Below are 24237 nucleotides of genomic sequence, written 5' to 3'. Positions count from 1 at the left end.
CTAGTCTTGTCGGTGGCTGGCTGTGGTCCCCGTATGCCACAAGCTATGAAGCCGACAGATGAAGAGGAGACGCCCGTGTCAGATGCCCAGCAGATCACCATTACCGTCGACGGCGAGGAGCAGACGGTCACCCAGGGCACTACGGGAGGAGACCTCTTCGAGGGTCGGCGGGAGATCGTCGTCGCCCGCGTGGACGGCGTGCTCAAGGACCTCGACCAGCCCATCCCGGCGGGCGCCGTCGTCGAGGGCGTCGATGTCGCCTCGGAGGACGGGCTCAATGTCCTGCGACACTCGACCGCGCACGTCATGGCCCAGGCGGTCCAGCAGCTCCGCCCGGACGCGAAGCTCGGCATCGGCCCCTACATCAAGGACGGCTTCTACTTCGACTTCGACGTCGAGGAGCCGTTCACGCCGGACGATCTGCGCTCCCTCGAGAAGATGATGCTCAAGATCGTCAACCAGAACCAGATCTTCAAGCGCCGCAGCGTGTCCGAGGGCGAGGCGATCGAGGCCATGAAGCACGAGCCGTACAAGCTCGTGCTGCTCGGCGCGAAGGATCACCAGTCCGAGGGCGCCACGAAAGAAGGCGCGAACATCGAGGTCGGCTCCGGCGAGATCACGATCTACGACAACATCGACCGCAAGAGCGGCGAGGCCGTGTGGCATGACCTGTGCCGCGGCCCGCACCTGCCCAACACGAAGCTCATCTCGAACGCGTTTGCGCTCACCCGCTCGGCCGCGGCCTACTGGCTCGGGAGCGAGAAGAACGACCAGCTCCAGCGCATCTACGGCACCGCGTGGCCCACGAAGGAAGCGCTCAAGGAGTACCAGGACCGCATCGCCGAGGCCGAGCGCCGCGACCACCGCAAGCTCGGCGCGGAACTCGACCTGTTCTCGTTCCCCGACGAGCTCGGCTCGGGCCTTCCGGTCTTCCACCCCAAGGGCGGCATCATCCGCAAGGCCATGGAGGACTATTCGCGCCAGCGGCACACCGAAGCCGGTTACGAGTTCGTCTACACCCCGCACATCACGAAGGGGCACCTGTACGAGATCTCCGGGCACCTCGGCTGGTACAAGGAAAGCATGTTCCCGGCGATGCACGTCGACGCGGAACTGGCCGAGGACGGCACCGTCCGCAAGCCCGGGCAGGACTACTACCTCAAGCCCATGAACTGCCCCATGCACAACCTCATCTTCCGCTCGCGCGGGCGCTCGTATCGCGAGCTGCCGCTGCGCCTGTTTGAGTTCGGCTCGGTCTACCGCTACGAGAAGTCCGGCGTCGTGCACGGCCTCACCCGCGTGCGTGGCATGACCCAGGACGATGCGCACATCTATTGCACGCGCGAGCAGATGAAGGACGAGCTCACCAATACGCTGAACTTCGTCCTCAACCTGCTCAAGGACTACGGCCTCGACGACTTCTACCTCGAGCTGTCCACGAAGGATCCGGAGAAGTACGTCGGCTCCGACGACGCGTGGGACGAGGCCACGCAGACGCTCGCGGAGGTCGCCGAGGCGTCGGGTCTCGAGCTGGTCCCGGACCCCGGCGGGGCCGCGTTCTACGGGCCCAAGATCTCCGTCCAGGCGCGGGACGCGATCGGACGGACCTGGCAGATGTCGACGATCCAGCTCGACTTCAACCTGCCGGAGCGGTTCGAACTCGAGTACCAGGCCGCGGACGGCACGCGTCAGCGGCCGGTCATGATTCACCGTGCCCTCTTCGGCTCCGTCGAGCGCTTCCTTGGCGTGCTCACCGAGCACTACGCGGGAGCCTTCCCGGCGTGGCTCGCACCGGTCCAGGTGGTCGGCATCCCCGTCGCCGAGGCGTTCAACGACTACATGTACGACGTCGTCGCCCGCCTCAAGCGCGAGGGCATCCGTGCGGAGGTTGACGCCTCGAGCGACCGCTTCCCGAAGAAGATCCGCACGGCGAGCAAGGACAAGATCCCATTCGTGCTGATCGCGGGCGGCGAGGACGCCGAGGCCGGTGCGGTCTCGTTCCGCTTCCGCGACGGCGGCCAGGACAATGGCGTGCCCGTCGACGAGGCCGTGAAGCGCATCGTCGAGGCCGTTCGGACGAGGGCCCTCTGACATGGCGGAGTCCACGGACGCCCAGTCGTCGCCCGCCGGCGGCGGTCCGGACAGCGAGGTGACGGACGGTTTCGAGCTGCCCGGCGCCCCGGATGCCTTCGGGCGCCTGTGGACTCCGCACCGGATGGCCTACGTCAAGGGAGGCCAAGGCCAGTTCCGCAAGCAGGAGGACTGCCCGTTCTGCGTGGCCCCGTCCCGCAGCGACGAGGATTCGCTCATCGTGCATCGCGGGCGCACGTGCTACGCGGTGCTCAATCTCTTCCCGTACAACCCGGGCCACCTCCTCGTGTGCCCGTACCGCCACGTGGCCGACTACACGGACATCACGCCCGAGGAGACCGCCGAGATGGCCGAGATCACGCAGACCGCGATGCGCGTGATCCGGAAGGTCGCGGGCCCGCACGGCTTCAACGTGGGCATCAATCAGGGGGACGCCGGGGGAGCGGGCATCGCGGCGCACCTCCACCAGCACGTCGTCCCGCGGTGGGGCGGGGACGGGAACTTCCTGCCGATCATCGCCCAGACGAAGCAGATCACGCAGACGCTCGACGAGACGCGCGGGCTCCTCGCCGAGGCATGGCCGCACGATGGTGCGGCGGACAACGGCGCGGCGGACGACGGCGAGAGTGCGCTCGCGCGGGACGGCGGAAAGGCAGCGGGTGCTCAATAGACACGCCCGCGAGTTCTTCTCGCGGCTCTTCACGCCTTTCGCCCGCGTGCTCCTCAAGCTCGGCGTGTCGCCGGATGCGGTGACGCTCGCGGGAACGGCCGGGGTAAGCCTCGCCGCCCTGATCCTGTTCCCCCTGGGCCAGCTCTTCTGGGGCGTCGTCGCCATCACGCTCTTCGTGTTCTCCGACGTCGTCGACGGCATCATGGCGCGCCTCGCAGACCGCAAGGGCCGGTGGGGGAGCTTCCTCGACTCGACCTTCGACAGGGTGCAGGACAATGCGATCTTCCTTGGGCTCGCCCTGTGGTTCTACGGCGGCGGGCACTCCCCGGAGACCGGGTCGCTCGCCGTCGTCTGCATCCTCCTGGGGAATCTCGTCTCGTACGCGCGGGCGAAGGCGGAATCGCTCGGCTACACCGCCAATGTCGGCATCGCCGAACGGGCCGAACGGCTCGTCTCGGTCCTCGTCGTCGCCGGGCTGTGCGGGCTCGGGCTGCCCACGCCGTTCCTGTTCTGGACCTTCGTGGTGCTCGCCGTCGCAAGCGTCGTGACGGTGATCCAGAGGATTCTCGCGGTGCGGGGCCAAGCCCGCGAAGAGTCCAGCCCGAGCTGACGAGGTCTCGGCGTTCACCTGTGCACTCGCCCATGACGGCCCTTAGGCTCTTGGTGTACCGCACCGCTCACAGGGTGGCATGCGCGGCGATAGACTGGGGTTCTCCCCAAGGATTTTCAGCGTTCTTCCTGCAGGACCATGTCCTGACAAGTAGTCAAGAGAAAGACGAATCACGTGTCTACTGAAGCAAACTCCTCGGCTCCGACCACTGGCAGCGACCGCGTCAAGCGCGGCATGGCGGAGATGCTCAAAGGCGGCGTCATCATGGACGTCGTCAACGTCGAGCAGGCGAAGATCGCCGAGGACGCCGGCGCCGTTGCCGTGATGGCCCTCGAGCGCGTCCCGGCGGACATCCGTGCCCAGGGCGGTGTGTCCCGCATGTCTGATCCGGACATGATCGACCAGATCATCGGCGCGGTCTCGATCCCGGTCATGGCCAAGGCCCGCATCGGCCACTTCGTCGAGGCGCAGGTCCTGCAGTCCCTCGGCGTGGACTACATCGACGAGTCCGAGGTCCTGACCCCGGCCGACTACGAGAACCACATCGACAAGTGGCAGTTCACCGTCCCGTTCGTGTGCGGCGCGACCAACCTCGGCGAGGCTCTCCGCCGCATCAACGAGGGCGCGGCGATGATTCGCTCCAAGGGCGAGGCCGGCACCGGCGACGTCTCCAATGCCACGACCCACATGCGCAAGATCCGCGCCGAGATCCGCCGGCTCACCACGATGGCCGAGGACGAGCTCTACGTCGCGGCCAAGGAGCTCCAGGCCCCGTACGCCCTCGTGCGCGAGATCGCGGAGACCGGCAAGCTCCCGGTCGTGCTCTTCACCGCGGGCGGCATCGCGACTCCCGCGGACGCGGCCATGATGATGCAGCTTGGCGCGGACGGCGTGTTCGTCGGCTCGGGCATCTTCAAGTCCGGCAACCCCGCCCAGCGCGCGGCCGCCGTCGTCAAGGCCACGACGTTCTTCGACGACCCGGACATGATCGCCAAGGTCTCCCGGGGCCTCGGCGAGGCCATGGTCGGCATCAACGTCGACGACATCCCCCAGCCACACCGCCTCGCCGAGCGCGGCTGGTAAGCCTTCAGGCAATGCACGACGGCGGCCGGTCACCTTCGAGTGGCCGGCCGCCGTCGTTCTCACATCCATTGCTGCACAACTGTCGTTATGAGGGGCCAAAACGACAGCTACGGAGCAATCGATGGTGCAGGACGTCCGTCAGGCTAGGCCTGCGGAGCCTCGTCGCTGCCGAGTCACCCTAACGTTCGAAAAGTCCTCTTGAGGTGACCTTTCCGAACGACAAGGGGACTGCGGCCGACGAGAATGAGCAGCACGCGAGTAGTCAGCCGAGCCCGCGGCGCGCGAGGAGGGGCGCGACGTCGGCGTCCCGTCCCCGGAAGGCGCGGAAGGACGCGAGCGGGTCGCGTGAGAAGCCCCTGGAGAGGAGTTCGGCGCGGAACGTGTCGCCGTTCTCCCGCGAGAGGCCCCCGTTCTCCTTGAACCACTCGACGGTGTCCGCGTCGAGGACCTCGCTCCAGATGTACGACCAGTATCCGGCGGCATACCAGCCCCCGGCGAAGATGTGCTGGAAATACCCGGTTCGGTACCGCGGCGGGACGAGCGCCACATCCACGTGGGCGTCCTTGAGGGCTTGCGCCTCGAATTCGAGCGCGTCTCCGGGCTGCTCGTCCGCGGCGAGGCTGTGCCAGGCCAGGTCGAGGAGCGAAGCCCCCAGATACTCGGTCGTGGCGAAGCCCTCGCCCCACTGCCTCGCCGCGTCGAGCGCGTCGATCTGCTGCTGGGGGAGTGCTTGACCGGTCTCGACGTGCCTTGCGTAGTTCGCGACGACTTCAGGCCAGAGGAGCCACATCTCGTTGACCTGCGAGGGGTACTCGACGAAGTCCCGCGGAACGTTGGTGCCGGAGAACTTCGGGTACTCGACATCGGAGAGGAGTGCGTGGAGCGCGTGGCCGAACTCGTGGAACGCCGTGCGCGCCTCATCGAGGGTGAGGAGCGCGGGCTCGCCCGGAGCGGGCTTCGGGATGTTGAGGTTGTTGACGACGACCGGCCGCTCGCCGAGGAGCCGCGACTGCTCGACGAGCGAGTTCATCCACGCACCGCCGCGCTTGGTCGGCCGCGCGAAGTAGTCGCCGAGAAACAGGCCGAGCTCGGAGCCATCGGCGTCGAAGACCTCCCACACGCGAACGTCCTCGTGATAGCCGGGCAGGTCTGGGCGCTCCTCGAAGCGGAGGCCGTAGAGCTGGCCCGCGGCGAAGAAGACGCCGTCGCGGAGCACCCGGTCCAGCTCGAAGTAGGGGCGCAGAGCCTTCTCGTCGACCGCGTATTTGTCGCGCCGCACCATGGCCGAATAGAACGCCCAATCCCAGGGCTCAAGCTCATGCCCGGCGGCCTCCGCGAGGGCCTGTGCTTCGGTCTCGGCGTTGCCCACCGCGGCCGGGGCCAGCCGCCCGAGCATGTCGCGAACAGCGTCGGCGGACGGCGCCGTCTGGTCGTCGACCGCGAGTTCGGCGTAGTTCGCGTAGCCGAGGAGCGCGGCCTTCTCGGCGCGGAGGCGTGCCATGTCGAGCACGAGGCCCCGAACGTCGGTGTCCCCGCCCGAGCTGCCGCGCGCGACCGAGCGTTCGAACACCCGACGGCGCAGCTCGCGGTTCTCGAGGACCGCGAGCACCGGCTGGCCCGTCGGCTGGACGAAGGTGAGGAGCCACCCCGACTCGTGCCCCGCCTCCCGAGCGGCCTGGGCTGCGCTCGCGCGGTCGTCGTCGGGGAGGCCAGCGAGCTCGGCTTCGTCGGTCACGAGGACGGCCGCCTCATTGATGGCCTTGGCGACCCGTTGGCCGTATTCGGTCCCAAGGCGCGAGAGCTCGGCGTTGATCTCGCGGAGCCTGCGCTGCCCGTCGTCGTCGAGATCTGCTCCGGCCCGGCGGAAGTCGTTGAGCCATTCGTCGACAAGCCGCGCGGCTTCGTCGTCGAGCTCGGTGGTGTCGACCGCCGAGAAGCGGTCCCTCAGGCGGCGATTGAGGAGGATCGCGTCCTGATGGGCGCTGAGCTTGGGCGTGATCTGCGTTTCGAGCGCGCGGATGGAATCCGTGCCGTGCGAGGAGACCATCGTCATGAAAGCCGCGACCGCGCGGTTGAGCAGCGCCCCGCTGCGTTCGATGGCCTCGACCGTGTTCTCGAAGTCTGGGGCTTCGGGCGATTCGACGATGGCATCGATGTCCCTCAGATGGGCAGCGATTCCGGCGTCGATCGCCTCGGGATAGTGCTCGTCGCGGATCTCGGCAAACGGCGGGAGGGCGTACGGGAGGGTGCTGCGGGTGAGGAGCGGGTTGGCCATGAAAGGAGCCTTTCACGCACCGCAGCCCCGGGCAAGGATCCGGGCTGCGGGGCGCGCGCCGCGTTCTTCGGCCGCGTTCTTCGCCCGGGTTATTCGGCCGGAGCGTCCTGGGCGAAGACGAGCGACATGGGCGTGGCCTGCGAGCCCTGGCCCTGCGGGTTGTCCTTGAACATGCCGGCAATAGTCTCCTTCGGCAGAGCCGTGTCGTGGCCCATGACGACGACGCCGAGATCGTTCGCGTCCATGATCGCCGTGCCGCCGAACGTCGCCGTCACGTCAGCGGGCAGCAGCGCCCGGACAGCGGCACTGAGGGAGCGGGCGACGACGTCGGGATCCTTGGGCGCGAGCTTCACGGAATTGCTCGCGGCGCCCAGGCTGTACGGCGTCGCGCCGTCGATCGCATTGATGTTGTGCCCCACGACGTCGTAGAAGACGCCGCTCTTGCCCTGGAACTTGCCGACCACGGATGCCGCAGCCGCCTTGACGATGAGCGGGAGGCCCACCTCGTTGATCGCGATCTGCATCGACCACGGGCTCCCGAGCCCGATGCCCGCGGGCGTGCGGGTCACGAACTTGCTCAGGACGCGCGCGGCGGGGGAGACCTCAATCTCCCACACCGGGAACGAGCGGCCCTGCGTGATCGCGACGATCTTCTCGCTCACGAGCAGATACCAGGGGTGGCCCTCGACGGCCTTGCGGGCCTCTTCGGGCGCCTCCGGGAGTCCTGAGAAGAACCGCTCGACGTAGGCCGACACGGCCGGCGCGAGCTCGGTGCTCCGGGCGAACACATCGGTCTGGAGGGGGTAGCGGCGGAACCTCACCCCGCCGGAGACGATGTCGAGCTCCTTGCCCGGGTTGGCCTCGTAGTCGCTCTTGCCCGCCTTGACGTCCGCCGGCGCCTCGTTCTTGTCGATGAATTCGCGGAACCAGAGTTCGACGTTGAGGAGCCGCCAGAAGATCATCGTGTCCGCGTCGTTCTTCCCGTTGAGGTATTCCTCGAACGCCGTGAGAACCTGCTCGCGGTCCCAGTACGGGCGGCTGTAGAAGGAGTTCGACATGAAGATCTTGTAGATCCGCTCCTTCATGAGCTTGAACCACTCCGCCTCGGGCGTCGTGAAGCCGATCTTGTTGCGGCGGTTGCTGATCATCTCGGGCAGCAGCCCGCGGGTCGCGTCGCGGAGGACGCGCTTGTTCCAGCCCTCCTTGATGATCGCCTCATCCGAGAGGCTGAAGAGGTACTTGACCACTTCCTTGTCGAGGAACGGCACGCGGCCCTCGAGCGAGAAGCGCATCGTGTTCTTGTCCTCGTAGCGCAGAAGCGAGGGGAGGGACTTGGCGAAGAGGTCGTCGATGAGGCGCAGCTTGAGGTTCGCGGGGATGTTCCCGAAGGACTCGCCGCTGAACTTCTGCGCCCAGTCGCGCTTGAGGAGCGTGGCCATCGAGACGGCCTTCTTGCCGCTCGCCATGCCTTTGAGGCGGAAGCGGCCGAGCCGGTAGAAGATGTCAAGGCTCGACGACGACTCCCGCGCGAGCGTCGCGACGTCGCCGTCGTCCTTGAGCTGGCGAAGGTACGCGAAGTAATACGGGATGTACCCCGCCATCATCTCGTCCGCCCCCTGGCCGTCGAGCAGGACGGTGACGTGCTTGGCCGCCTCGCGCATGACGCAGTACTGCGCATACGGACCGGAGGAGATGATGGGCTCCTCCATGGTGCGCACGAAGTCCTCGAGGTCCGCGTCGAAGCTCTCGGGCGTGGGCTTGATCTTGTGGGCTTCGATGTCCTCGCAGACCGCGATCGCGGCGTCGGCGTACGCCTCTTCGTCGTTGATCGCGTTGGGGAAGACGGCGCTGAACGTGTTCTGCTTCGCGCCGACCGCCTCGAGGCCCTCTGCCTTTTCCTGCATGAGCCGATTGATCGTCACGACGACCGCGGACGAGTCGAGGCCGCCCGAGAGCGCGCTTCCCACGGGTACTTCGGAGTTGAGGCGGAGGCGGATGGCCTCGGTGAAGCGGCGGCGGTATTCGTCGACGACGTCGGGCGTGTAGGGCGTGCCGACCTTGGAAAGCTCCTCGAGTTCCTCGCGCAGCCGGGTGAAGCTCGAGATGCGGAAGCGCCCCGTCCCGAGATCGACAGTCATCATCTCGCCGGGAAGGAGCTTGTTGACGCCCTCGAAGAACGTTTCGGCCGTGTCGTCGTGGATGCGGTACCGGAGGTAGCGGTAGAGGATCCGCTCGTTCGGCTTGGCCTCGATCTTCCCCGTCGCGAGGATGGGCTTGATCTCGGACGCGAAGAGGAGCTGGGGCTCATGCTCCGAGCCGGCGTTGGCCCAGTAGAGCGGCTTGATGCCGAAGTGGTCGCGTGCGAGGACGAGGCGTCCCTTCGCGCGGTCGAGGATGGCGAGGCCGAACATGCCGTTGAACCGGTCGAATGCGTCCGTGCCCCATTCCTCATAGGCCTGGAGCACCACCTCGGTGTCCGAGACCGTCGTGAACGCGCGCCCGAGTCCCTCGAGCTCGGCGCGGAGCTCCCTGTAGTTGTAGACCTCTCCGTTGTAGATGAGGATCGTCTGGCCGTCGGCGCTGACCATGGGCTCCTGGCCATGGGCGCGGTCCACGATCGCGAGGCGCCGGTGGGCGAGGCCCACGGACCCCACGGAGTTGGAATCTGCACTGGTGGACTCAGAAAGGTAGTAGCCCTCGCCGTCCGGGCCTCGGTGCTGGATGCAGCTGTTCATCGTCTCGAGCAGCGCCCGATCCTGACCGAAACCGTAGTAGCCGGCGATACCGCACATCGGGCAATCCTCAATCTGTCGTCGAACACGGTCCGGCGTCCATGCTACCGGTGCGGCCTCCACGCCCGGGGGCGCGCCTGGGACGTGAGCGGGCGTTCGCATGTGGCCTCTTGGCCCCGACTAGACTGGATGGGTGAATTCCCGCGCCGATCGGACTTCGTCCCTCCCGCCCGCCCCTCGGTCCGAGCCGCCCGCGCTGCGCGTCGGCGTGCTCGCCCTCCAGGGGGACGTGCGAGAGCACGTCGCCGCGCTCGAATCCCTCGGCGCGGAGGCTGTGAAAGTGCGGCGGCCCGAGGAACTCGAGGGCCTCGACGGGCTCGTCATCCCGGGCGGCGAGTCGACGGCGATCGACAAGCTCGCGCGCGCTTTCGGCGTGTCCGAGCCGCTCAGGCGCAAGATCGCGGAAGGGTTCCCGGTCTACGGTTCGTGCGCGGGCATGATCCTTCTCGCCGACGAGATCGCGGATCCCACTGAGGACCTCGCGGGGCGGCCGCAGGAGTCGTTCGGGGGCCTCGACATCACAGTGCGGCGCAATGCGTTCGGACGCCAGCGTGAATCCTTCGAGACCGATCTCGACTTCAAGGACATCGACCAGTCGGGCGGGCCCGTGCATGCTGTCTTCATCCGCGGCCCGTGGGTCGAGCGCGTGGGGGAGTCCGTCGAAGTGCTCGCAGAGGTCGACCCCCAGCACGCGTCCCACACGGCGACGCTGGGCGGCCAGTCTAGAATTGTCGCAGTCCGTTCGGGAAACCTGCTCGCGACATCCTTCCACCCGGAAGTGACAGGCGAGCGGCGAGTCCATGAACTTTTCATCCGCATGATCAAGGGAGAAGCGTAGGCATGTCCGGCCACTCCAAATGGGCTACCACGAAGCACAAGAAGGCGGTCATCGACGCCAAGCGCGCCAAGGCGTTCGCCAAGTACATCAAGACGATCGAGGTCGCGGCGCGCCTCGGCGGGCCTGACCTGTCCGGCAACCCCGCCCTCGACCTTGCCGTCTCGAAGGCCAAGAAGAACTCGGTCCCGAATGACAACATCGACCGCGCGATCAAGCGCGGCGCCGGCCTCACCGGCGAGGCCATCGAGTACACCGAGATCATGTATGAGGCCCGCGGTCCCCAGGGCTCGGCGCTCCTCATCGAGTGCCTCACCGAGAACCGCAATCGCGCGGCCGCGGACGTGCGCCTCGCCGTGACGCGCAACGGCGGGTCGATGGCAGACCAGGGGTCCGTGAGCTACCTCTTCACGCGCAAGGGCGTCGTGAGCCTGCCCAAGAACGGGCTCTCGGAGGACGACGTCCTCATGGCCGTCCTTGAAGCCGGCGCCGAAGAGGTCAAGGACGCGGGCGAGAACTGGGTGGTCTACTCGGAGCCGAACGACCTCCAGGGCCTCCGCGACGCGCTCAAGGACGCGGGGATCGAGTACGACACCGACGAGGCCGAGTTCGTGCCGTCCATGGAGGTCGAGCTCGACGCCGACGGCGCCCGCAAGTTCGTGCGCCTCGTGGACGCGCTCGAGGATCTCGACGACGTCCAGAACGTCTACACGAACGCGGACATGAGCGAGGAGGTCATGGCGGCCCTCGAGGCCGAGTGACCCGCGCCGTGACCGCCTCCGCCAGCCTCCGCGTGCTCGGCGTCGACCCGGGCCTCACCCGGTGCGGCCTGGGCGTCGTCGACGTGGCGAAGGATCGCCGGGCGTCGCTTGTGGGCGTCGGGGTCGTCGGCACGTCGGCGGACCAGCCGCTCGACGCGCGCCTCCTCGTCATCGCGACGGCGATCGACGAGTGGCTCGACCGCTACGAGCCTGAGGTCGTCGCCGTCGAGCGCGTCTTCTCGCAATTGAACGTGAGCACGGTCATGGGCGTTGCGCAGGCCTCGGGCGTCGTGATCGCGGCCGCTGCCCGGCGCGGCATCCCGGTCGCACTTCACACGCCGTCGGAGGTCAAGGCGGCCGTGACGGGGAGCGGACGCGCCGACAAGGACGCGGTGACCCGCATGGTCACCAAGATTCTGCGCCTCGACGCCTCGCCGCGACCGGCCGACGCCGCGGACGCGCTCGCGCTCGCCCTCGCCCACGCGTGGCGTGGCGCGGCACCCGGCTCGCCGTCCGCCGTGGGACGGACGACGACGAGCGCCTCGGCGATGACGGAGGCCCAGCGGGTGTGGGTGGAAGCGGAGTCGAAGGCGCGCCGTAAGCGCTGAGCCAGCCCGAGCGTGCGGAAGAATGGCCAGCAGCGGAGTCGAAGGCGCGCCGTAAGCGCTGAGCCAGCCCGAGCGTGCGGAAGAATGGCCAGCAGCGGAGTCCAGGGCGCGCCATAAGCGCTGAGCCAGCCCGAGCGTGCGGAAGAATGGCCAGCAGCGGAGTCCAGGGCGCGCCGTAAGCGCTGAGGCGTTCTGTCGGCCGTGCACGCTAAGTTATTCGTAGATGTGTTCGGACGGCAGAAGGAGCGCTCCGCGATGATCAGTTTCCTCCGCGGCGTGGTGGCGCATGTTGGGCTCTCGTCGGCGGTGATCGATGTGGGCGGCGTTGGCATGTCCTTCGCCGCGACGCCACAGACGCTGGGCGGTCTCCGCACCGGCGAGGTCGGCACGGTGCACACGCTCATGGTGGTGCGCGAGGACTCCCTCACGCTGTACGGCTTCGCGTCGGTCGACGAGCGCGAGGTGTTCGAGGTCCTGCTCGGCGTCGCGGGTGTCGGGCCGCGGCTGGCCCTGGCCGTCTTGGCAGTCCACAGCCCTGAGGCGGTGCGCGTCGCGGCCCATTCCGAGGACGCCAAGGCGTTCACGAAGGTTCCGGGGATCGGGCCGAAGGTCGGCGCGCGCCTCGTCCTTGAGCTCAAGGGCAAGCTCGTGCCGCTGGGCACGCCGGGGGGCCTCGCGCCGTCGTCCGCCGTTCCCGCGGAAGCGGCGTGGAAGCCGCAGGTGATCGAGGCCATGACTTCCCTCGGCTGGTCGGAGAAGGATGCAGAGTCGAGCATCGGGCGCGCCCTCGAGGACCGGCCCGACTTGTCGGACGCGGGGAACGTCCCGGAGATCCTGCGTGCGACGCTGCGCTGGCTCGGCCAAGGGCCGCGGACCCCCGTGAAGGCGGGATCGCGTGGCTGAGCCGTCGCTCGTCTCGACGGGCGAGGAGCCGGAGGAGAGGGCTATCGAGGCCGCGCTCCGGCCCAAGCACCTCGACGACTTCGTGGGGCAGCAGCGCGTCCGGCGCCAGCTCTCGCTCGTGCTCGAGGCCTCGCGCCTGCGGGGGCGCAGCGCGGACCATGTGCTCCTCTCGGGCCCGCCGGGGCTCGGCAAGACCACTCTTGCGATGATCATCGCGGCGGAGATGAACGCTCCGCTCAGGATCTCTTCGGGGCCGGCGATTCAGCATGCGGGCGATCTCGCCGCGATCCTCTCCTCGCTGTCCGAAGGCGAAGTCCTCTTCCTCGACGAGATTCACCGCATGTCGCGGCCTGCCGAGGAAATGCTCTACATGGCGATGGAGGATTTCCGGGTCGACATCGTGGTGGGCAAGGGCGCGGGCGCGACGGCGATCCCGCTCGATCTCCCGCCGTTCACGCTGGTCGGGGCGACGACGCGCGCGGGTCTCCTGCCGGGTCCGCTTCGCGACCGCTTCGGCTTCACGGGCCATCTCGAGTTCTACTCGGTCGAAGAGCTCGAGCTCGTGCTGCGCCGTTCGGCGGGGCTCCTCGACCTCCGCGTGACGTCAGCGGGCTTCACCGAGGTCGCGGGGCGATCGCGCGGCACTCCGCGCATCGCCAACCGCCTGCTCCGGCGGGTGCGCGACTGGGCCCTCGTGCACCGGATCGAGCGCATCGACGCGCGGGCCGCGGCCGCCGCGCTCGATATGTACGAGGTCGACGCGCGGGGTCTCGACCGGCTCGACCGGGCCGTCCTCACGGCGCTTGCCACGAAGTTCGGCGGGGGGCCCGTGGGCCTCTCGACCCTGGCGATCGCTGTGGGCGAGGAGCCCGAGACGGTCGAGACCGTGGCGGAGCCATATCTCGTGCGCGAGGGCCTCATGGGCCGTACTCCGCGCGGGCGCATCGTGACGCCCGCCGCGTACGAGCATCTGGGCTTGCCGGTGCCGCCCGATGCTCCGTTCGCCTACAGCTCGACGCTCTTCGGGCCGGGGTCTGCTCCCGCGGACGAGGCGGGCGACGACGACGTCCTCGCCGAATGGCGGTGAACGCCCCGCCACCCACGGGGCGCGCCGTCGGGAACTCTTGTGTCTCGTTGCCCGTAGACTGAAGGGGAGAACCTGCCTCCGGCGGGCCGACATGCCGTGCCCGGAACGATCCGGGTCTGGCGCGTGTCCCCAGTAGCGCGCCATCCCAAGAGATTGGATTCACCATGCCCTTCGATCCGATAACCATCCTCCTGCTCGTCGTCTTTGCGTTCTTCATCTTCACGATGTTCCGGCGGAACAAGAAGACCCAGGCCCAGCAGGCCGAGATGCGTTCGAAGTTCGTCCCCGGTGTCGAGGTCATGACGAGCTTCGGGCTCTTCGGGCGCATCGTGTCCGTCGACGAAAACGAGAACAAGGTTGTTCTCGAGCTTTCCCCGGGGGCGACGGCGACGGTCCACAAGCAGGCCATCTCGAAGGTCGTCGAGACGCCGGTCGAGGCCGCTTCCGAGGCGACCGTCGAAGACGAGCCGGCAGCCGACGTGCAGCCGAACATGCCGTCGGGCGAGTCCTCCCCGACGAACGCCGAGGCTCGTCCGGGCGAGACCCCTGAGGAGACCCTCAAGCGCCTCAACGGCGAAGGCAAGTAGCTCCCCACCCCCATGCCCGCCCCGCGCACGGCTCGCTCGCGCGCAAGGCCGTCCCATCAGGAGTAAGGAACCCATGGCTCGATCCCGCATGAAGCGGCCGGGACTCAGGACCCTCGTCTGGCTCACCGCCCTGTTCGCCGCGCTCGTCGCCACGCTTGGCGGCGGAGTCCTCGCAGCCCAGGCGTCGTGGGCGCCCAAGCTCGCGCTCGACCTCGAGGGCGGAACCCAGATGATCCTTGCGCCGAAGGTCACGGGGGGCGGGGCGGTGACGCAGGACCAGCTCAACCAGGCGGTCGAGATCATTCGCCAGCGCGTCGACGGATCCGGCGTTTCCGAGGCGGAGATCAGCACCCAGTCGAGCCGCAACGTCGTCGTGAGCCTTCCCGGCGTCCCGTCGGCCGAAACGCGCCAGCTCATCCAGGCGTCGGCGGACATGAACTTCCGCCCGGTGCTCGCGGCGGGGGATCCGGCGGCCGTCGCGAAGGACAAGCTCGTCCCCGACGACCAGCTGCCGAAGCCGACGGCCGCTCCGGCGAATGCGAGCGACACGAACTGGGTCACGGCTGACGTCTACAAGCAGTTCGAGGCTCTCGACTGCACGCAGCCTCAGGCCGAGACGACGCAGCGCTCTGACCCGAAGAAGCCGCTCGTCACGTGCCAGCCCGCGGCCAACGGCACCCCGGCGGTGAAGTACATCCTGGGTCCCGTCGAGATTCCGGGCACGGACATCTCCGGGTCGACCTACCAGCTCGTCCAAGGCCAGCAGGGCGCCGTGACGAACCAGTGGGCCGTCAACATCCAGTTCAACGGTGACGGCACCAAGATCTTCAAGGACGTCACGCAGCGGCTCAACGGCTTCTACGTCCAGGCCGGCGGCGAGAACGGCAACGACGCGCGGGCGCAGTTCGCGATCGTTCTCGACGACAAGGTGCTCTCGGCGCCGCGGGCCCTGGCCGTCATCACCGACGGCCGCCCGCAGATCACGGGCAGCTTCACGCAGACGACTGCGCGCACGCTTTCGGACCAGCTGCGCTTCGGCGCGCTGCCGATCAGCTTCGACATCCAGAGCGAAGAACAGGTCTCAGCGACGCTTGGCACGCAGCAGCTCCAAATGGGCCTCCTCGCGGGCATCATCGGCCTGCTCCTCGTCGTCGTGTACTCGCTGTTCCAGTACCGCGCGCTCGGCTTCGTCACGATCGCGTCGCTCGTCGTGGCGGGCCTCATGACGTACCTGTCCATCACGATCCTCGGATGGACTCAGAACTACCGCCTCTCGCTCGCGGGCGTCGCGGGCCTCATCGTGGCCATCGGCCAGACCGCGGACTCATTCATCGTGTACTTCGAGCGCATCCGCGACGAACTGCGCGAGGGACGTGGCCTCGTCTCGGCCGTGGAGAACGGGTGGCGGCGTGCCAAGCGCACGGTGCTCGCCTCGAAGGCCGTCAACCTCCTGGCCTCCGTTGTGCTCTACTTCGTGGCCGTCGGCAACGTCCGCGGCTTCGCCTTCACGCTCGGCCTGACAGCCATCGCGGACCTCATCATCGTGTTCATGTTCACCCACCCGACGCTTCAGCTCATCGCGCGCACGAAGTTCTTCGGCGAGGGCCACCGCTTCTCGGGACTCGATCCCGTCCAGCTCGGCGCCGTCCCGCTCTACCGCGGCGCTGGCCGCCTCCGCGAGGCGTCCGAGGCCGCGCGCGGCTCCCTCAAGCCGAAGAACACCGCGGCCGCACGCGAGGCGGGACGCCGCATGACGATCGCAGAGCGCCGCGCTGCAGAGGCCGAGCAGACAGACCTCGCAGGTGCCACGAAGTCCGGTCAGCGGGCCGAGCGTTCGCAGAAGGAGAACTGATGTCGACGACCGCCCTCGCCCGCTTCGGCAATGAGCTCTACTCCGGCAAGCGTTCCTACGACTTCGTGGGCAAGAAGAGGCTCTGGTTCCTCATTGCCGGGATCGCCGTCCTCATCGCCATCGTGGTTCCGGTTCTGAGGGGAGGCTTCAACCTCGGCATCGACTTCCGCGGCGGCTCCCAGTTCACGGTCTCGCAGGCGAAGTCCAACGACACCGTGATCGGCCAGAACGCCGTGCACTCGATCGTTCCTGCGAGCACGCCGCGCGTCACGAACGTCGCCGGAAGCACGATGCAGGTCCAGACCGACCAGCTCTCTGATACGCAGACACTCCAGGTCAAGGAGAAGCTCGCGGCCGCGTACGGCGTGACGCCCAACGACGTGACCTCGACCTTCATCGGCCCGACGTGGGGCGCTGACGTGACCAATCAGGCGCTCATCGGCTTCGTCGTGTTCGTCGGCCTCGCGGCCGTCCTTATGGCGCTCTACTTCCGAACGTGGAAGATGTCGCTCTCTGCCCTCACGGGCATGATCGTCACGATCTTCGTGACTGAGGGCGTGTACGCGATCAGCGACTTCGAGATCACGCCGTCGGCGATCATCGGCTTCCTCACGATCCTGAGCTATTCGCTGTATGACACCGTTGTGGTGTTCGACAAGATTCGCGAGAACACGGCGGATATCACAACATCGTCGCGGCGCACGTTCGCGGAAGAGGTCAACCTCGCCGTCAACCAGACGCTCGTCCGGTCGATCAACACAATGATGGTCGCCGTGCTGCCCGTCGCCGCGATCCTCTTCATCGGTGCCGGGCTCCTCGGCGCCGGCACGCTTCGCGACCTCTCGCTCGCGCTCTTTGTGGGCATCCTCGCGGGAACCGCGGCGACGCTCTTCATCGCTGCTCCGATGTACGCGTGGCTCCGCGAGGGCGAGCCCGCGCTCTCGAAGCAGGCGGAAAAGGTCGCGTCGCGACGGGCCGAGGCCGCAGTCTGAGACGCCCGCACGGGCCCAGCCGCCCGGGTCCGCGGGATCCGGGCGGCGCCGTCGCCGAACACGCGGCGGCCGGGGGAATGGCGGGGATTGCTCCGTGCGTTCTACCCGGGCATAGACTGAATGAATCCTCAGACCGTTCAGGAGGCTAGCGTGGAGGAGCGCCCGACGCCTGTTCCGGCTCACTCTGGTGCCCCGCGTCCCGCGGAGGCAGCCGGCAGTGCCCAGCCGGAGCCTTCGAGTGCTCAAAGCCAGATGGCCGCGGGCGGCGCGTCGCCGTCGTCGCCCGCTCCCGGCCCGGCCCTAGCACAGGGGGCGTCGGGTTCGCCGCTCGTGACGTCGTCCGAGCCGCCCCAGGGGGCCAACAGCCTGCTCGAGCGGCCGCTGCTCGGCAGGCGTGACCGCACGTTCTCGCGGCTGGCCCGGCTCACAGGCCGAGGCGTGAGCGCGCACTCGCCGATCCTCGAACCGCTTCTCCGCACCGTGCGCGCCAACAACCCGCGCGAGGACTTCGAGCTCATCACGCGCGCGTACGAGGTCGCGGAGCGCAGCCACCAGGGCCAGAAGCGCAAGAGCGGCGATCCCTACATCACGCATCCCGTCGCGGTCGCGACGATCCTCGCCGAGCTGGGCATGACGGGGACGACGCTCGCCGCAGCCTTGCTCCACGATACGGTCGAGGACACGTCGTACACGCTCGAGCAGCTCCGCAAGGACTTCGGCCCCGAGGTCGCGATGCTCGTCGACGGTGTCACGAAGCTCGACAAGGTACAGTTCGGCGACGCCGCGCAGGCAGAGACGGTCCGGAAGATGGTCGTCGCGATGGCGAAGGACATCCGGGTCCTCGTCATCAAGCTCGCCGACCGCCTCCACAACGCTCGCACGTGGCGCTTCGTCTCGCCGGAATCCTCGGCCCGCAAGGCCCGCGAGACGCTCGAGATCTTCGCCCCGCTCGCCCACCGGCTCGGCATGAACACGATCAAGTGGGAGCTTGAGGACCTCTCGTTCGCGGCCCTGTACCCGAAGGTGTACGAGGAAATCGTACGCATGGTCGGCGCACGGACCCCCGAACGCGAGAAGCAGCTGGGCGTCATCCGTGACCAGATCGTCGAGGACCTCCGGGCGGCCAAGATCCGGGCCGAGGTGACCGGGCGCCCCAAGCACTACTACTCGATCTACCAGAAGATGATCGTCCGCCAGAAGGAGTTCGACGACATCAACGACCTCATGGGCGTCCGCATCCTCGTGGACTCCGTGAGGGACTGCTATGCCGTGCTCGGGGCGATGCACGCTCGCTGGAACCCGCTCCCGGGCCGGTTCAAGGACTACATCGCGATGCCGAAGTTCAACATGTACCAGTCGCTCCACACGACCGTGATCGGTCCGAACGGGCGGCCGGTCGAGATCCAGATCCGCACGCACGAGATGCACCGCCGGGCCGAGTACGGCGTGGCCGCGCACTGGAAGTACAAGGACCAGCCCAACCGGAACGCCCACACGCCGAACGGCAAGGCCGCCGAGATGGGCTGGCTGCGGTCGCTCGTCGACTGGCAGCAGGAGACGTCGGATCCGGGGGAGTTCCTCGACTCCCTGCGTTTCGAGATCAACGCGCGGGAGGTCTTCGTCTTCACGCCGAAGGGCGAGGTCATGGCGCTCCCGGCCGGCTCGACGCCGGTCGACTTCGCCTATGCGATCCACACTGAGGTGGGGCACCGCACGATCGGCGCGCGCGTGAACGGCAAGCTCGTCCCGCTCAACAGCGAGCTCAACCACGGCGACGTCGTCGAGATCTTCACCTCGAAGGCCGAAGGAGCCGGCCCGAGCCAGGACTGGCAGAACTTCGTCAAGAGCGCCCGCGCCCGCAACAAGATCCGCCAGTGGTTCAGCAAGGAGCGGCGCGAAGAGGCCATCGACAAGGGCAAGGAGCTGCTCACGCGCGCGATGCGCAAGCAGAATCTGCCGCTCCAGCGCCTCCTGAGCCACGACGCACTCCTCGCCATCGCACAGGAGTTCCGGTACCAGGACATCGCGGGCCTGTACGCGGGCATCGGCGACGGCCACGCATCGGCCCAGTCCGTCGTCGAGAAGCTCGTCGACAGCCTCGGCGGCGCCGCGGGGACGGCCGAGGACATCGCCGAGACCATCGCGCCCACAACACCAGCCCCCCCGCGGTACTCCGATTCGGGCATCATCGTGCGCGGCGTCGACGACCTGTGGGTCAAGCTCGCCCGATGTTGCACTCCGGTTCCGCCCGATCCGATTCTCGGCTTCGTGACCCGCGGCTCGGGAGTCTCGGTGCACCGAGTCGACTGCACGAATGCCGCGAGCCTGCGCGCCCAGCCCGATCGGATCGTCGAGGTCGAGTGGGCGCCGACGCAGTCGAGCGTCTTCCTCGTCGAGATCCAAGTCGAGGCCCTCGACCGCAAGAGCCTCCTCTCCGACGTCACGCGGGTCCTCGCCGAGAACCACGTGAACATCCTCTCGGCCCACGTCAACACGTCGAGCGACCGTCTCGCCCTTTCGCGATTCGCGTTCGAGATGGGCGATCCGAAGTATCTCAGCCACGTCCTGAGCGCCGTCCGGCGGATCGACGGCGTCTTCGACGTGTACCGGACAACGGGCAACCGCCGCCGCACGTGACCTCAGGCCGTACCGGCCGAGCCCACCTCGAGCCGCCGGAGCACATCCCGCCCTCGGCGTTTGTGCGGCTGCCGGGGGAGTGACTCGAGGGCCCTCGTGATGAGCGAGAGCGTGAGCCCGAGGCCGGGACGGGCCAACAGCCGGCGCAGCACGGGGAGGGCGAACCTCGCCTCGGAGTGCACAGCGACGTCGACGGCGGTGCGCAGCGGACTCGTGACGTGGACCGACCCCAGGTCGACGACGTCGAAATCGCCGAGCGCGACCTCGTGAAGCAGGATTCCGGACCCCTTGGCGGACGAGAGGCGCCGGGGTGAGGGCACGAGCAGGACCGGGGCCTCAGGCGCGGAGGAGCACCCGTAGATCCACGCCGCGGACAGCCTCCCCACCACGGTCTTCGACGCGACGGCGCCGTCAAGAGTCGCCCGGAGCGCGGCCGCCCGCAGGGCAGCCGTCTCCTCGTGCGCGGAGGGCACGTACGCGGTGCCCACGACGCGGCGGACGACGCCGTCGATCGCCATCGCCCTCAGCTCGGCATGGGTGAAGGGCAGCCCGGGAGTCAGGATCGCATCGGGCGGCGACGGGGGCCGGACACTGCCGCGTGGCGGGGGCGTGCTGTGCATTCCAGCATTCTGCCGTGGAGCGCTGGGCACCCGCGACCGCGATCGCGCCGTTGTGGATAACTCAGCCCGAGAACGACCGAGGCCCCGCCTGGCGTCCGGGGGGGGACGCTGGCGGGGCCTCCTCGGGCGGGATCAGCCGAGCTCGCTTGCCGACTTCCGGAGCGTTTCGAGCCACGCCTCACGGGCGGCGAGCGCGTCGCGCGCCTTGGCCGCCTCGCGGGCGTTCCCCGCACGCTCGGCTCGCTCGAGATCTTCGCGGAGCCCCGCGATCGAGGTCTCGAGCTGGGAGAGGGCCGAGTCGGTGCGGGCCTGGATCTCGGGATCCGTGCGGCGCCACGTCTCGTGTTCGGCCTGCTGGATAGCGTCCTCGACCTTGCGGAGCGCGCCTTCGATCCGGCCCATGTCCGCCCGGGGCACCTTGCCGGCGTCCTCCCAGCGGTCGCGGATCGACTGGAACGCGCGCTTGGCCGCCACGGCATCCGTGATGGGGAGGAGCTTCTGTGCCTCAGCGAGGAGGGCCTCCTTGACTTGGAGGTTCGCGGAGAACTCAAGGTCAATCGCCGCGTTGGCAGCCTGACGCGCCTCGAAGAAGACGTTCTGGGCAGCGCGGAAGCGAGTCCACAGCGCGTCGTCGTCCTTGCGGTTGGCGCGGGGAGCCGACTTCCACTCGTCCATGAGCCGGCGGTACTCGCCAGCCGCGAAGCCCCAATCGGTCGAGGTCTGCAGGGCCTCGGCCTCCTCGATGAGCCGCTCCTTGACCGCCTTCGCCGCGGCGTTGGCGTTGTCGAGCTGCGAGAAGTAGGCCCGGCGATGGCGGTCGAACTGGGTGCGCGCCGCCCTGAAGCGCTTCCACAGGGTGTCTTCCGCCGTGCGCCCGAGCCGGAGTCCCGACTTCTGCGAGTTCTTCCATGCGTCGAAGAGCTCGTTCATCCGCGCGCCGCTCGACTTCCACTGCGTGCGCTGCGGATCCTGCGCGGCGATCGCCTCGGCCTCGGCGACGATGGCCTCGCGGTTCGCGAGCTCTTCCGCGCGCGCCTGCTCATGGGCTGCCTTCTGCTCGGCCTCGGCCGTGGTCAGCGCGGCATCGAGTGCGTCGAGGCGCCCCTCGGCTCCGCGGATGTCGCCCACCATGGCGCGCTCGGCGAGCTGCGCCCGCAGATGGCCGACGGCCTTGCGCACGTCGCTCGCGGCCGCGTGGGAGGCGACGCGCTGCTCGAGGAGGGCGATCTGGGCCTGGACGTCTTCGAACTTCCGCGCGAAGTACGCGAGGGCCTCATCCTCGGAGACCCCGGGGTACTGGCCCACGGAGTGCTCTTCGCCGTCGACCGTCAGGAAGACGTGGCCGTCACCCTCGACACGGCCCCACTTGCGGGCCTCGTCGAGGTTGACCGGCACGAGCGCCGCCGGCGCAGCCGGGGGCTGCACCGGGACCACAGGCCCGGGCTTGGCCTTCGCGAACGCGGCGGGAGAAGGCACGGAAGGTGTGGATGCAGCCTCGGGGGCTGCGGTGTCGTCGGGTTTCTGACTTTCGGTCACCGCTAGAAGTCTTTCGCTTGGAATGTACGTGGGTACGGGCCATCGCCCGCGGCTAGTTCAACGTGAACGAGTCTATCGTGACAGGCGTCACCGGGGCCCCGTCATCCGTGGTCGATCCGCCGGGCGCGACACCCGCGGCGCCAATCTTGGCAATGACGTCGAGCCCCGACGTGACGTGGCCGACCACCGTGTAGCCGCCAGCCGAATCGTTCGGGAACGTCGAGTCCTTGTACGCGATGAACAGCTGCTGGCCGTTCCCGTACGCGTTGTTCGACGTGCGGGCCACAGCGATCGTCCCGGCGGGGTACTTCTGATCGGCGGGCGTGTTCTCGAGGGGGCCCCACGTGTAGCTCGGATCAGCCTTGCCCGAGGCGTCTTCCGCGCCGCACTGGAGGATGGACGCCGTCTGGCCCGTCGTGAGGCGGTGGCACGCGCGCCCCTTGTACAGCCCCTGATCCGCGATGGCCTTGAAGACCGCCGCGGCCTGCGGCGCCTTCGTCCCGTCAATCGAGACGCCGACGCTCGCGCCGTTGAGCACGAGGCTTCCCGAGAATGTCTTGCCCGCGGCGGTGCTTGCGGCGGGCACGCCCGGACCGTTCGACGGCGAAGCGCTGGGGCTCGTGGAGGGCGTCTGGAGCCCGGCCTTGACGGCCTCGTACTCGGCGGCCGTCGGATTGGACGCGAACACGGTCCCCTGCAGGACCCCCGCGACGGCGACCGCGAGTACTACCGCGGCCGACGCGATGAGGTTGTCTCGCCGACGCCGGGACTCCTGGCCGCGACGGAGCGACTGCTTGGCTTCCATGAGCTGCACGCGACGGCGCGCCTCCTGGGCGTTGCGCTTGGACACGCGGATTGACCTCCCTGGCTACCGCATAGACTGGGTCATCGGTCAGTCTACGCACGCGAACGCATTCAAGGAGCAAGCACCCCATGGCACGTACTGCCTCCCTGTCCGGATTCCCCGAGTGGCTTCCGCAGGAGCGTCTCGTGGAGCTTCACGTGCTGGATACGCTCCGCCGCACGTTCGAGCTCCACGGCTTCTCGTCGATCGAGACGCGCGCGGTCGAGACGGTGGGCCAGCTCCTGCGGAAGGGCGAGATCGACAAGGAGGTCTACGGACTCAGCCGGCTGCAGGACGACGAGGATTCCGCGAGCAGGACTGACGCCAACGCCCTGGCCCTCCATTTCGACCTCACGGTGCCGTTCGCCCGCTATGTCGTCGAGAACGCGGGCTATCTCGCCTTCCCGTTCCGCCGGTACCAGATCCAGAAAGTGTGGCGCGGGGAGCGGCCCCAGGAAGGCCGTGCCCGCGAGTTCACCCAGGCCGATATCGACGTCGTCGGGGACGGCAGCCTTCCCTTCCGCTACGACGTCGAACTGGCCCTCGTGATCGTCGAGGCGCTCTCGGCGCTTCCGATCCCGCCGTTCCGCCTCCGCGTCAACAATCGCAAGCTCGCCGAGGGCTTCTACCGGGGTATCGGCCTCACGGACACGGCGGGCGTGCTCCGGAGCATCGACAAGCTCGAAAAGGTCGGGCCCGAGCGCGTGGCCGAGCTGCTGCACGAGGAGCTGGGCGCGAGCGCCGAGCAGGCGAAGGCCGCCCTCGAGCTTGCGTCGATCCGGACGGAGGATGCGTCCTTCGTGCAGCGGGTGCGCGATCTCGGGGTCGAAGACGAGCTGCTCGACGAGGGCCTCGCCGAGCTCGAGCAGGTCATCGCCGCGGCGTCGGCCGCCGCTCCGGGTACCGTCGTCGCGGATCTGAGCATCGCACGCGGCCTCGACTACTACACGGGAACCGTCTACGAGACAGTCCTCGTGGGCCACGAGCACCTCGGCTCGATCTGCTCGGGCGGCCGCTACGACGCGCTCGCGACGAAGGGCACCCGCAAGTTCCCCGGCGTCGGACTCTCGGTCGGCGTCACGCGCCTCGTGAGCCGGATGCTCGGCGCCGAGCTCGCCGCCGCGAGCCGCTCGGTGCCCACTGCCGTGCTCGTGACCCTCACGGACGACGACTCGTGGGGAGCCGCCCAGGCCGTCGCCTCGGAGCTCCGCTCGCGCGGCATCTCGACCGAGGTCGCGGCGACCGCGGAGAAGTTCGGCAAGCAGATCAAGTACGCCGACCGCCGGGGGATTCCGTTCGTATGGTTCACCCACCACGACGGGCGCCACGAGGTCAAGGACATCCGCTCGGGCGAGCAGCTTCCCGCGGATCCGGCCACATGGATGCCGCCGGCCGAGGACGTTGTGCCCCAGATCCGCCCCGCAGGCGCCAGCGCGACGACAGCAGGCTGACGG

19 protein-coding genes are annotated in these 24237 nt (G+C 68.4%); 14 read left to right on the top strand and 5 right to left on the bottom strand.

Annotation, left to right across the window (positions count from 1 at the left end):
* The first annotated feature begins 75 nt into the window (after positions 1–75).
* The 4 genes from thrS (at position 76) to pdxS (ending at position 4454) form a co-directional block, all read left to right on the top strand.
* Entirely contained in the window at positions 76–2091 is a 2016-nt protein-coding gene (gene thrS, locus SPF06_RS11725; protein ID WP_323279241.1) for a threonine--tRNA ligase, read from the top strand.
* 1 nt (position 2092) lies between these two features.
* On the top strand, positions 2093–2761 hold the full coding sequence (locus SPF06_RS11720) for an HIT family protein (protein ID WP_323279240.1): 669 nt from the start codon (positions 2093–2095) through the stop codon (positions 2759–2761).
* The gene (gene pgsA / locus SPF06_RS11715; RefSeq protein ID WP_323279239.1) at positions 2751–3371 is read left to right on the top strand and encodes a phosphatidylinositol phosphate synthase; all 621 of its coding nucleotides are present in this window, start codon (positions 2751–2753) and stop codon (positions 3369–3371) included. Before SPF06_RS11720 ends, pgsA begins: the two co-directional genes overlap by 11 nt.
* Before the next feature lie 174 nt (positions 3372–3545).
* Positions 3546–4454: a pyridoxal 5'-phosphate synthase lyase subunit PdxS gene (gene pdxS, locus SPF06_RS11710; protein ID WP_323279238.1), complete on the top strand. Its 909-nt coding sequence runs from the start codon at positions 3546–3548 to the stop codon at positions 4452–4454.
* Between the two features lie 262 nt (positions 4455–4716).
* On the opposite strand, the gene SPF06_RS11705 is transcribed toward pdxS, so the two are convergent.
* A complete protein-coding gene (locus SPF06_RS11705; protein WP_323279237.1) occupies positions 4717–6729 on the bottom strand; it encodes a M3 family metallopeptidase in 2013 nt (670 codons plus the stop codon).
* An 89-nt stretch (positions 6730–6818) separates the two neighbouring features.
* A complete protein-coding gene (asnB, locus tag SPF06_RS11700; protein WP_323279236.1) occupies positions 6819–9521 on the bottom strand; it encodes an asparagine synthase (glutamine-hydrolyzing) in 2703 nt (900 codons plus the stop codon).
* Between the two features lie 196 nt (positions 9522–9717).
* Between asnB and pdxT the strand changes: the two genes are divergently transcribed.
* The 9 genes from pdxT to SPF06_RS11655 all read left to right on the top strand — a co-directional run bounded on the left by pdxT (position 9718) and on the right by SPF06_RS11655 (position 19783).
* Entirely contained in the window at positions 9718–10359 is a 642-nt protein-coding gene (gene pdxT, locus SPF06_RS11695; RefSeq protein WP_323279329.1) for a pyridoxal 5'-phosphate synthase glutaminase subunit PdxT, read from the top strand.
* Between the two features lie 2 nt (positions 10360–10361).
* Complete coding sequence (locus SPF06_RS11690; protein WP_323279235.1) at positions 10362–11117, top strand: YebC/PmpR family DNA-binding transcriptional regulator; 756 nt, start codon at positions 10362–10364, stop codon at positions 11115–11117.
* A gap of 8 nt (positions 11118–11125) precedes the next feature.
* Positions 11126–11725 (top strand): crossover junction endodeoxyribonuclease RuvC, encoded by a 600-nt coding sequence (gene ruvC, locus SPF06_RS11685; protein ID WP_323279234.1) that lies wholly within the window; start codon positions 11126–11128, stop codon positions 11723–11725.
* A gap of 255 nt (positions 11726–11980) precedes the next feature.
* Positions 11981–12628 carry a Holliday junction branch migration protein RuvA gene (gene ruvA, locus SPF06_RS11680; RefSeq protein ID WP_323279233.1) on the top strand — a complete coding sequence of 216 codons (648 nt, stop codon included), beginning with the start codon at positions 11981–11983 and terminating at the stop codon, positions 12626–12628.
* Positions 12621–13715 (top strand): Holliday junction branch migration DNA helicase RuvB, encoded by a 1095-nt coding sequence (gene ruvB, locus SPF06_RS11675; protein ID WP_323279232.1) that lies wholly within the window; start codon positions 12621–12623, stop codon positions 13713–13715. Before ruvA ends, ruvB begins: the two co-directional genes overlap by 8 nt.
* Positions 13716–13879: 164 nt before the next feature.
* A complete protein-coding gene (gene yajC / locus SPF06_RS11670) occupies positions 13880–14302 on the top strand; it encodes a preprotein translocase subunit YajC (RefSeq protein ID WP_323279231.1) in 423 nt (140 codons plus the stop codon).
* 73 nt (positions 14303–14375) lie between these two features.
* A complete protein-coding gene (gene secD / locus SPF06_RS11665) occupies positions 14376–16154 on the top strand; it encodes a protein translocase subunit SecD (RefSeq protein WP_323279230.1) in 1779 nt (592 codons plus the stop codon).
* Positions 16154–17146 (top strand): protein translocase subunit SecF, encoded by a 993-nt coding sequence (secF, locus tag SPF06_RS11660; RefSeq protein WP_323279229.1) that lies wholly within the window; start codon positions 16154–16156, stop codon positions 17144–17146. Before secD ends, secF begins: the two co-directional genes overlap by 1 nt.
* Before the next feature lie 252 nt (positions 17147–17398).
* Positions 17399–19783 carry a RelA/SpoT family protein gene (locus SPF06_RS11655; RefSeq protein WP_323279328.1) on the top strand — a complete coding sequence of 795 codons (2385 nt, stop codon included), beginning with the start codon at positions 17399–17401 and terminating at the stop codon, positions 19781–19783.
* Positions 19784–19785: 2 nt separating this feature from the next.
* On the opposite strand, the gene SPF06_RS11650 is transcribed toward SPF06_RS11655, so the two are convergent.
* The 3 genes from SPF06_RS11650 to SPF06_RS11640 form a co-directional block, all read right to left on the bottom strand.
* Complete coding sequence (locus SPF06_RS11650) at positions 19786–20403, bottom strand: type IV toxin-antitoxin system AbiEi family antitoxin (protein WP_323279228.1); 618 nt, start codon at positions 20401–20403, stop codon at positions 19786–19788.
* Between the two features lie 132 nt (positions 20404–20535).
* Positions 20536–21963, bottom strand: a complete 1428-nt coding sequence (locus SPF06_RS11645) for a DUF349 domain-containing protein (RefSeq protein WP_428985756.1) — start codon at positions 21961–21963, stop codon at positions 20536–20538.
* A 28-nt stretch (positions 21964–21991) separates the two neighbouring features.
* Positions 21992–22795 (bottom strand): peptidylprolyl isomerase, encoded by an 804-nt coding sequence (locus tag SPF06_RS11640; RefSeq protein WP_323279327.1) that lies wholly within the window; start codon positions 22793–22795, stop codon positions 21992–21994.
* Positions 22796–22872: 77 nt separating this feature from the next.
* On the opposite strand from SPF06_RS11640, the gene hisS reads away from it, so the two are divergent.
* On the top strand, positions 22873–24234 hold the full coding sequence (gene hisS / locus SPF06_RS11635; protein ID WP_323279226.1) for a histidine--tRNA ligase: 1362 nt from the start codon (positions 22873–22875) through the stop codon (positions 24232–24234).
* Positions 24235–24237 lie beyond the last annotated feature (3 nt).

It is taken from the genome of Sinomonas terricola (genome assembly GCF_034931225.1).
Classification (GTDB): domain Bacteria; phylum Actinomycetota; class Actinomycetes; order Actinomycetales; family Micrococcaceae; genus Sinomonas; species Sinomonas terricola.
Note: the sequence above shows the minus strand (reverse complement) of the source record. Positions and strands in the feature narration are given on the sequence as shown.

What these genes read in the sequence shown, in the direction of transcription:
- ruvA (WP_323279233.1), top strand. Translation starts at nt 11,981, where the DNA reads ATGATCAGTTTCCTCCGCGGCGTGGTGGCGCATGTTGGGCTCTCGTCG.
- SPF06_RS11655 (WP_323279328.1), top strand. Translation starts at nt 17,399, where the DNA reads ATGGCCGCGGGCGGCGCGTCGCCGTCGTCGCCCGCTCCCGGCCCGGCC.
- yajC (WP_323279231.1), top strand. Translation starts at nt 13,880, where the DNA reads ATGCCCTTCGATCCGATAACCATCCTCCTGCTCGTCGTCTTTGCGTTC.
- SPF06_RS11720 (WP_323279240.1), top strand. Translation starts at nt 2,093, where the DNA reads ATGGCGGAGTCCACGGACGCCCAGTCGTCGCCCGCCGGCGGCGGTCCG.
- secF (WP_323279229.1), top strand. Translation starts at nt 16,154, where the DNA reads ATGTCGACGACCGCCCTCGCCCGCTTCGGCAATGAGCTCTACTCCGGC.
- hisS (WP_323279226.1), top strand. Translation starts at nt 22,873, where the DNA reads ATGGCACGTACTGCCTCCCTGTCCGGATTCCCCGAGTGGCTTCCGCAG.
- SPF06_RS11690 (WP_323279235.1), top strand. Translation starts at nt 10,362, where the DNA reads ATGTCCGGCCACTCCAAATGGGCTACCACGAAGCACAAGAAGGCGGTC.
- SPF06_RS11650 (WP_323279228.1), bottom strand. Translation starts at nt 20,403, where the DNA reads ATGCACAGCACGCCCCCGCCACGCGGCAGTGTCCGGCCCCCGTCGCCG.
- secD (WP_323279230.1), top strand. Translation starts at nt 14,376, where the DNA reads ATGGCTCGATCCCGCATGAAGCGGCCGGGACTCAGGACCCTCGTCTGG.
- asnB (WP_323279236.1), bottom strand. Translation starts at nt 9,521, where the DNA reads ATGTGCGGTATCGCCGGCTACTACGGTTTCGGTCAGGATCGGGCGCTG.
- SPF06_RS11705 (WP_323279237.1), bottom strand. Translation starts at nt 6,729, where the DNA reads ATGGCCAACCCGCTCCTCACCCGCAGCACCCTCCCGTACGCCCTCCCG.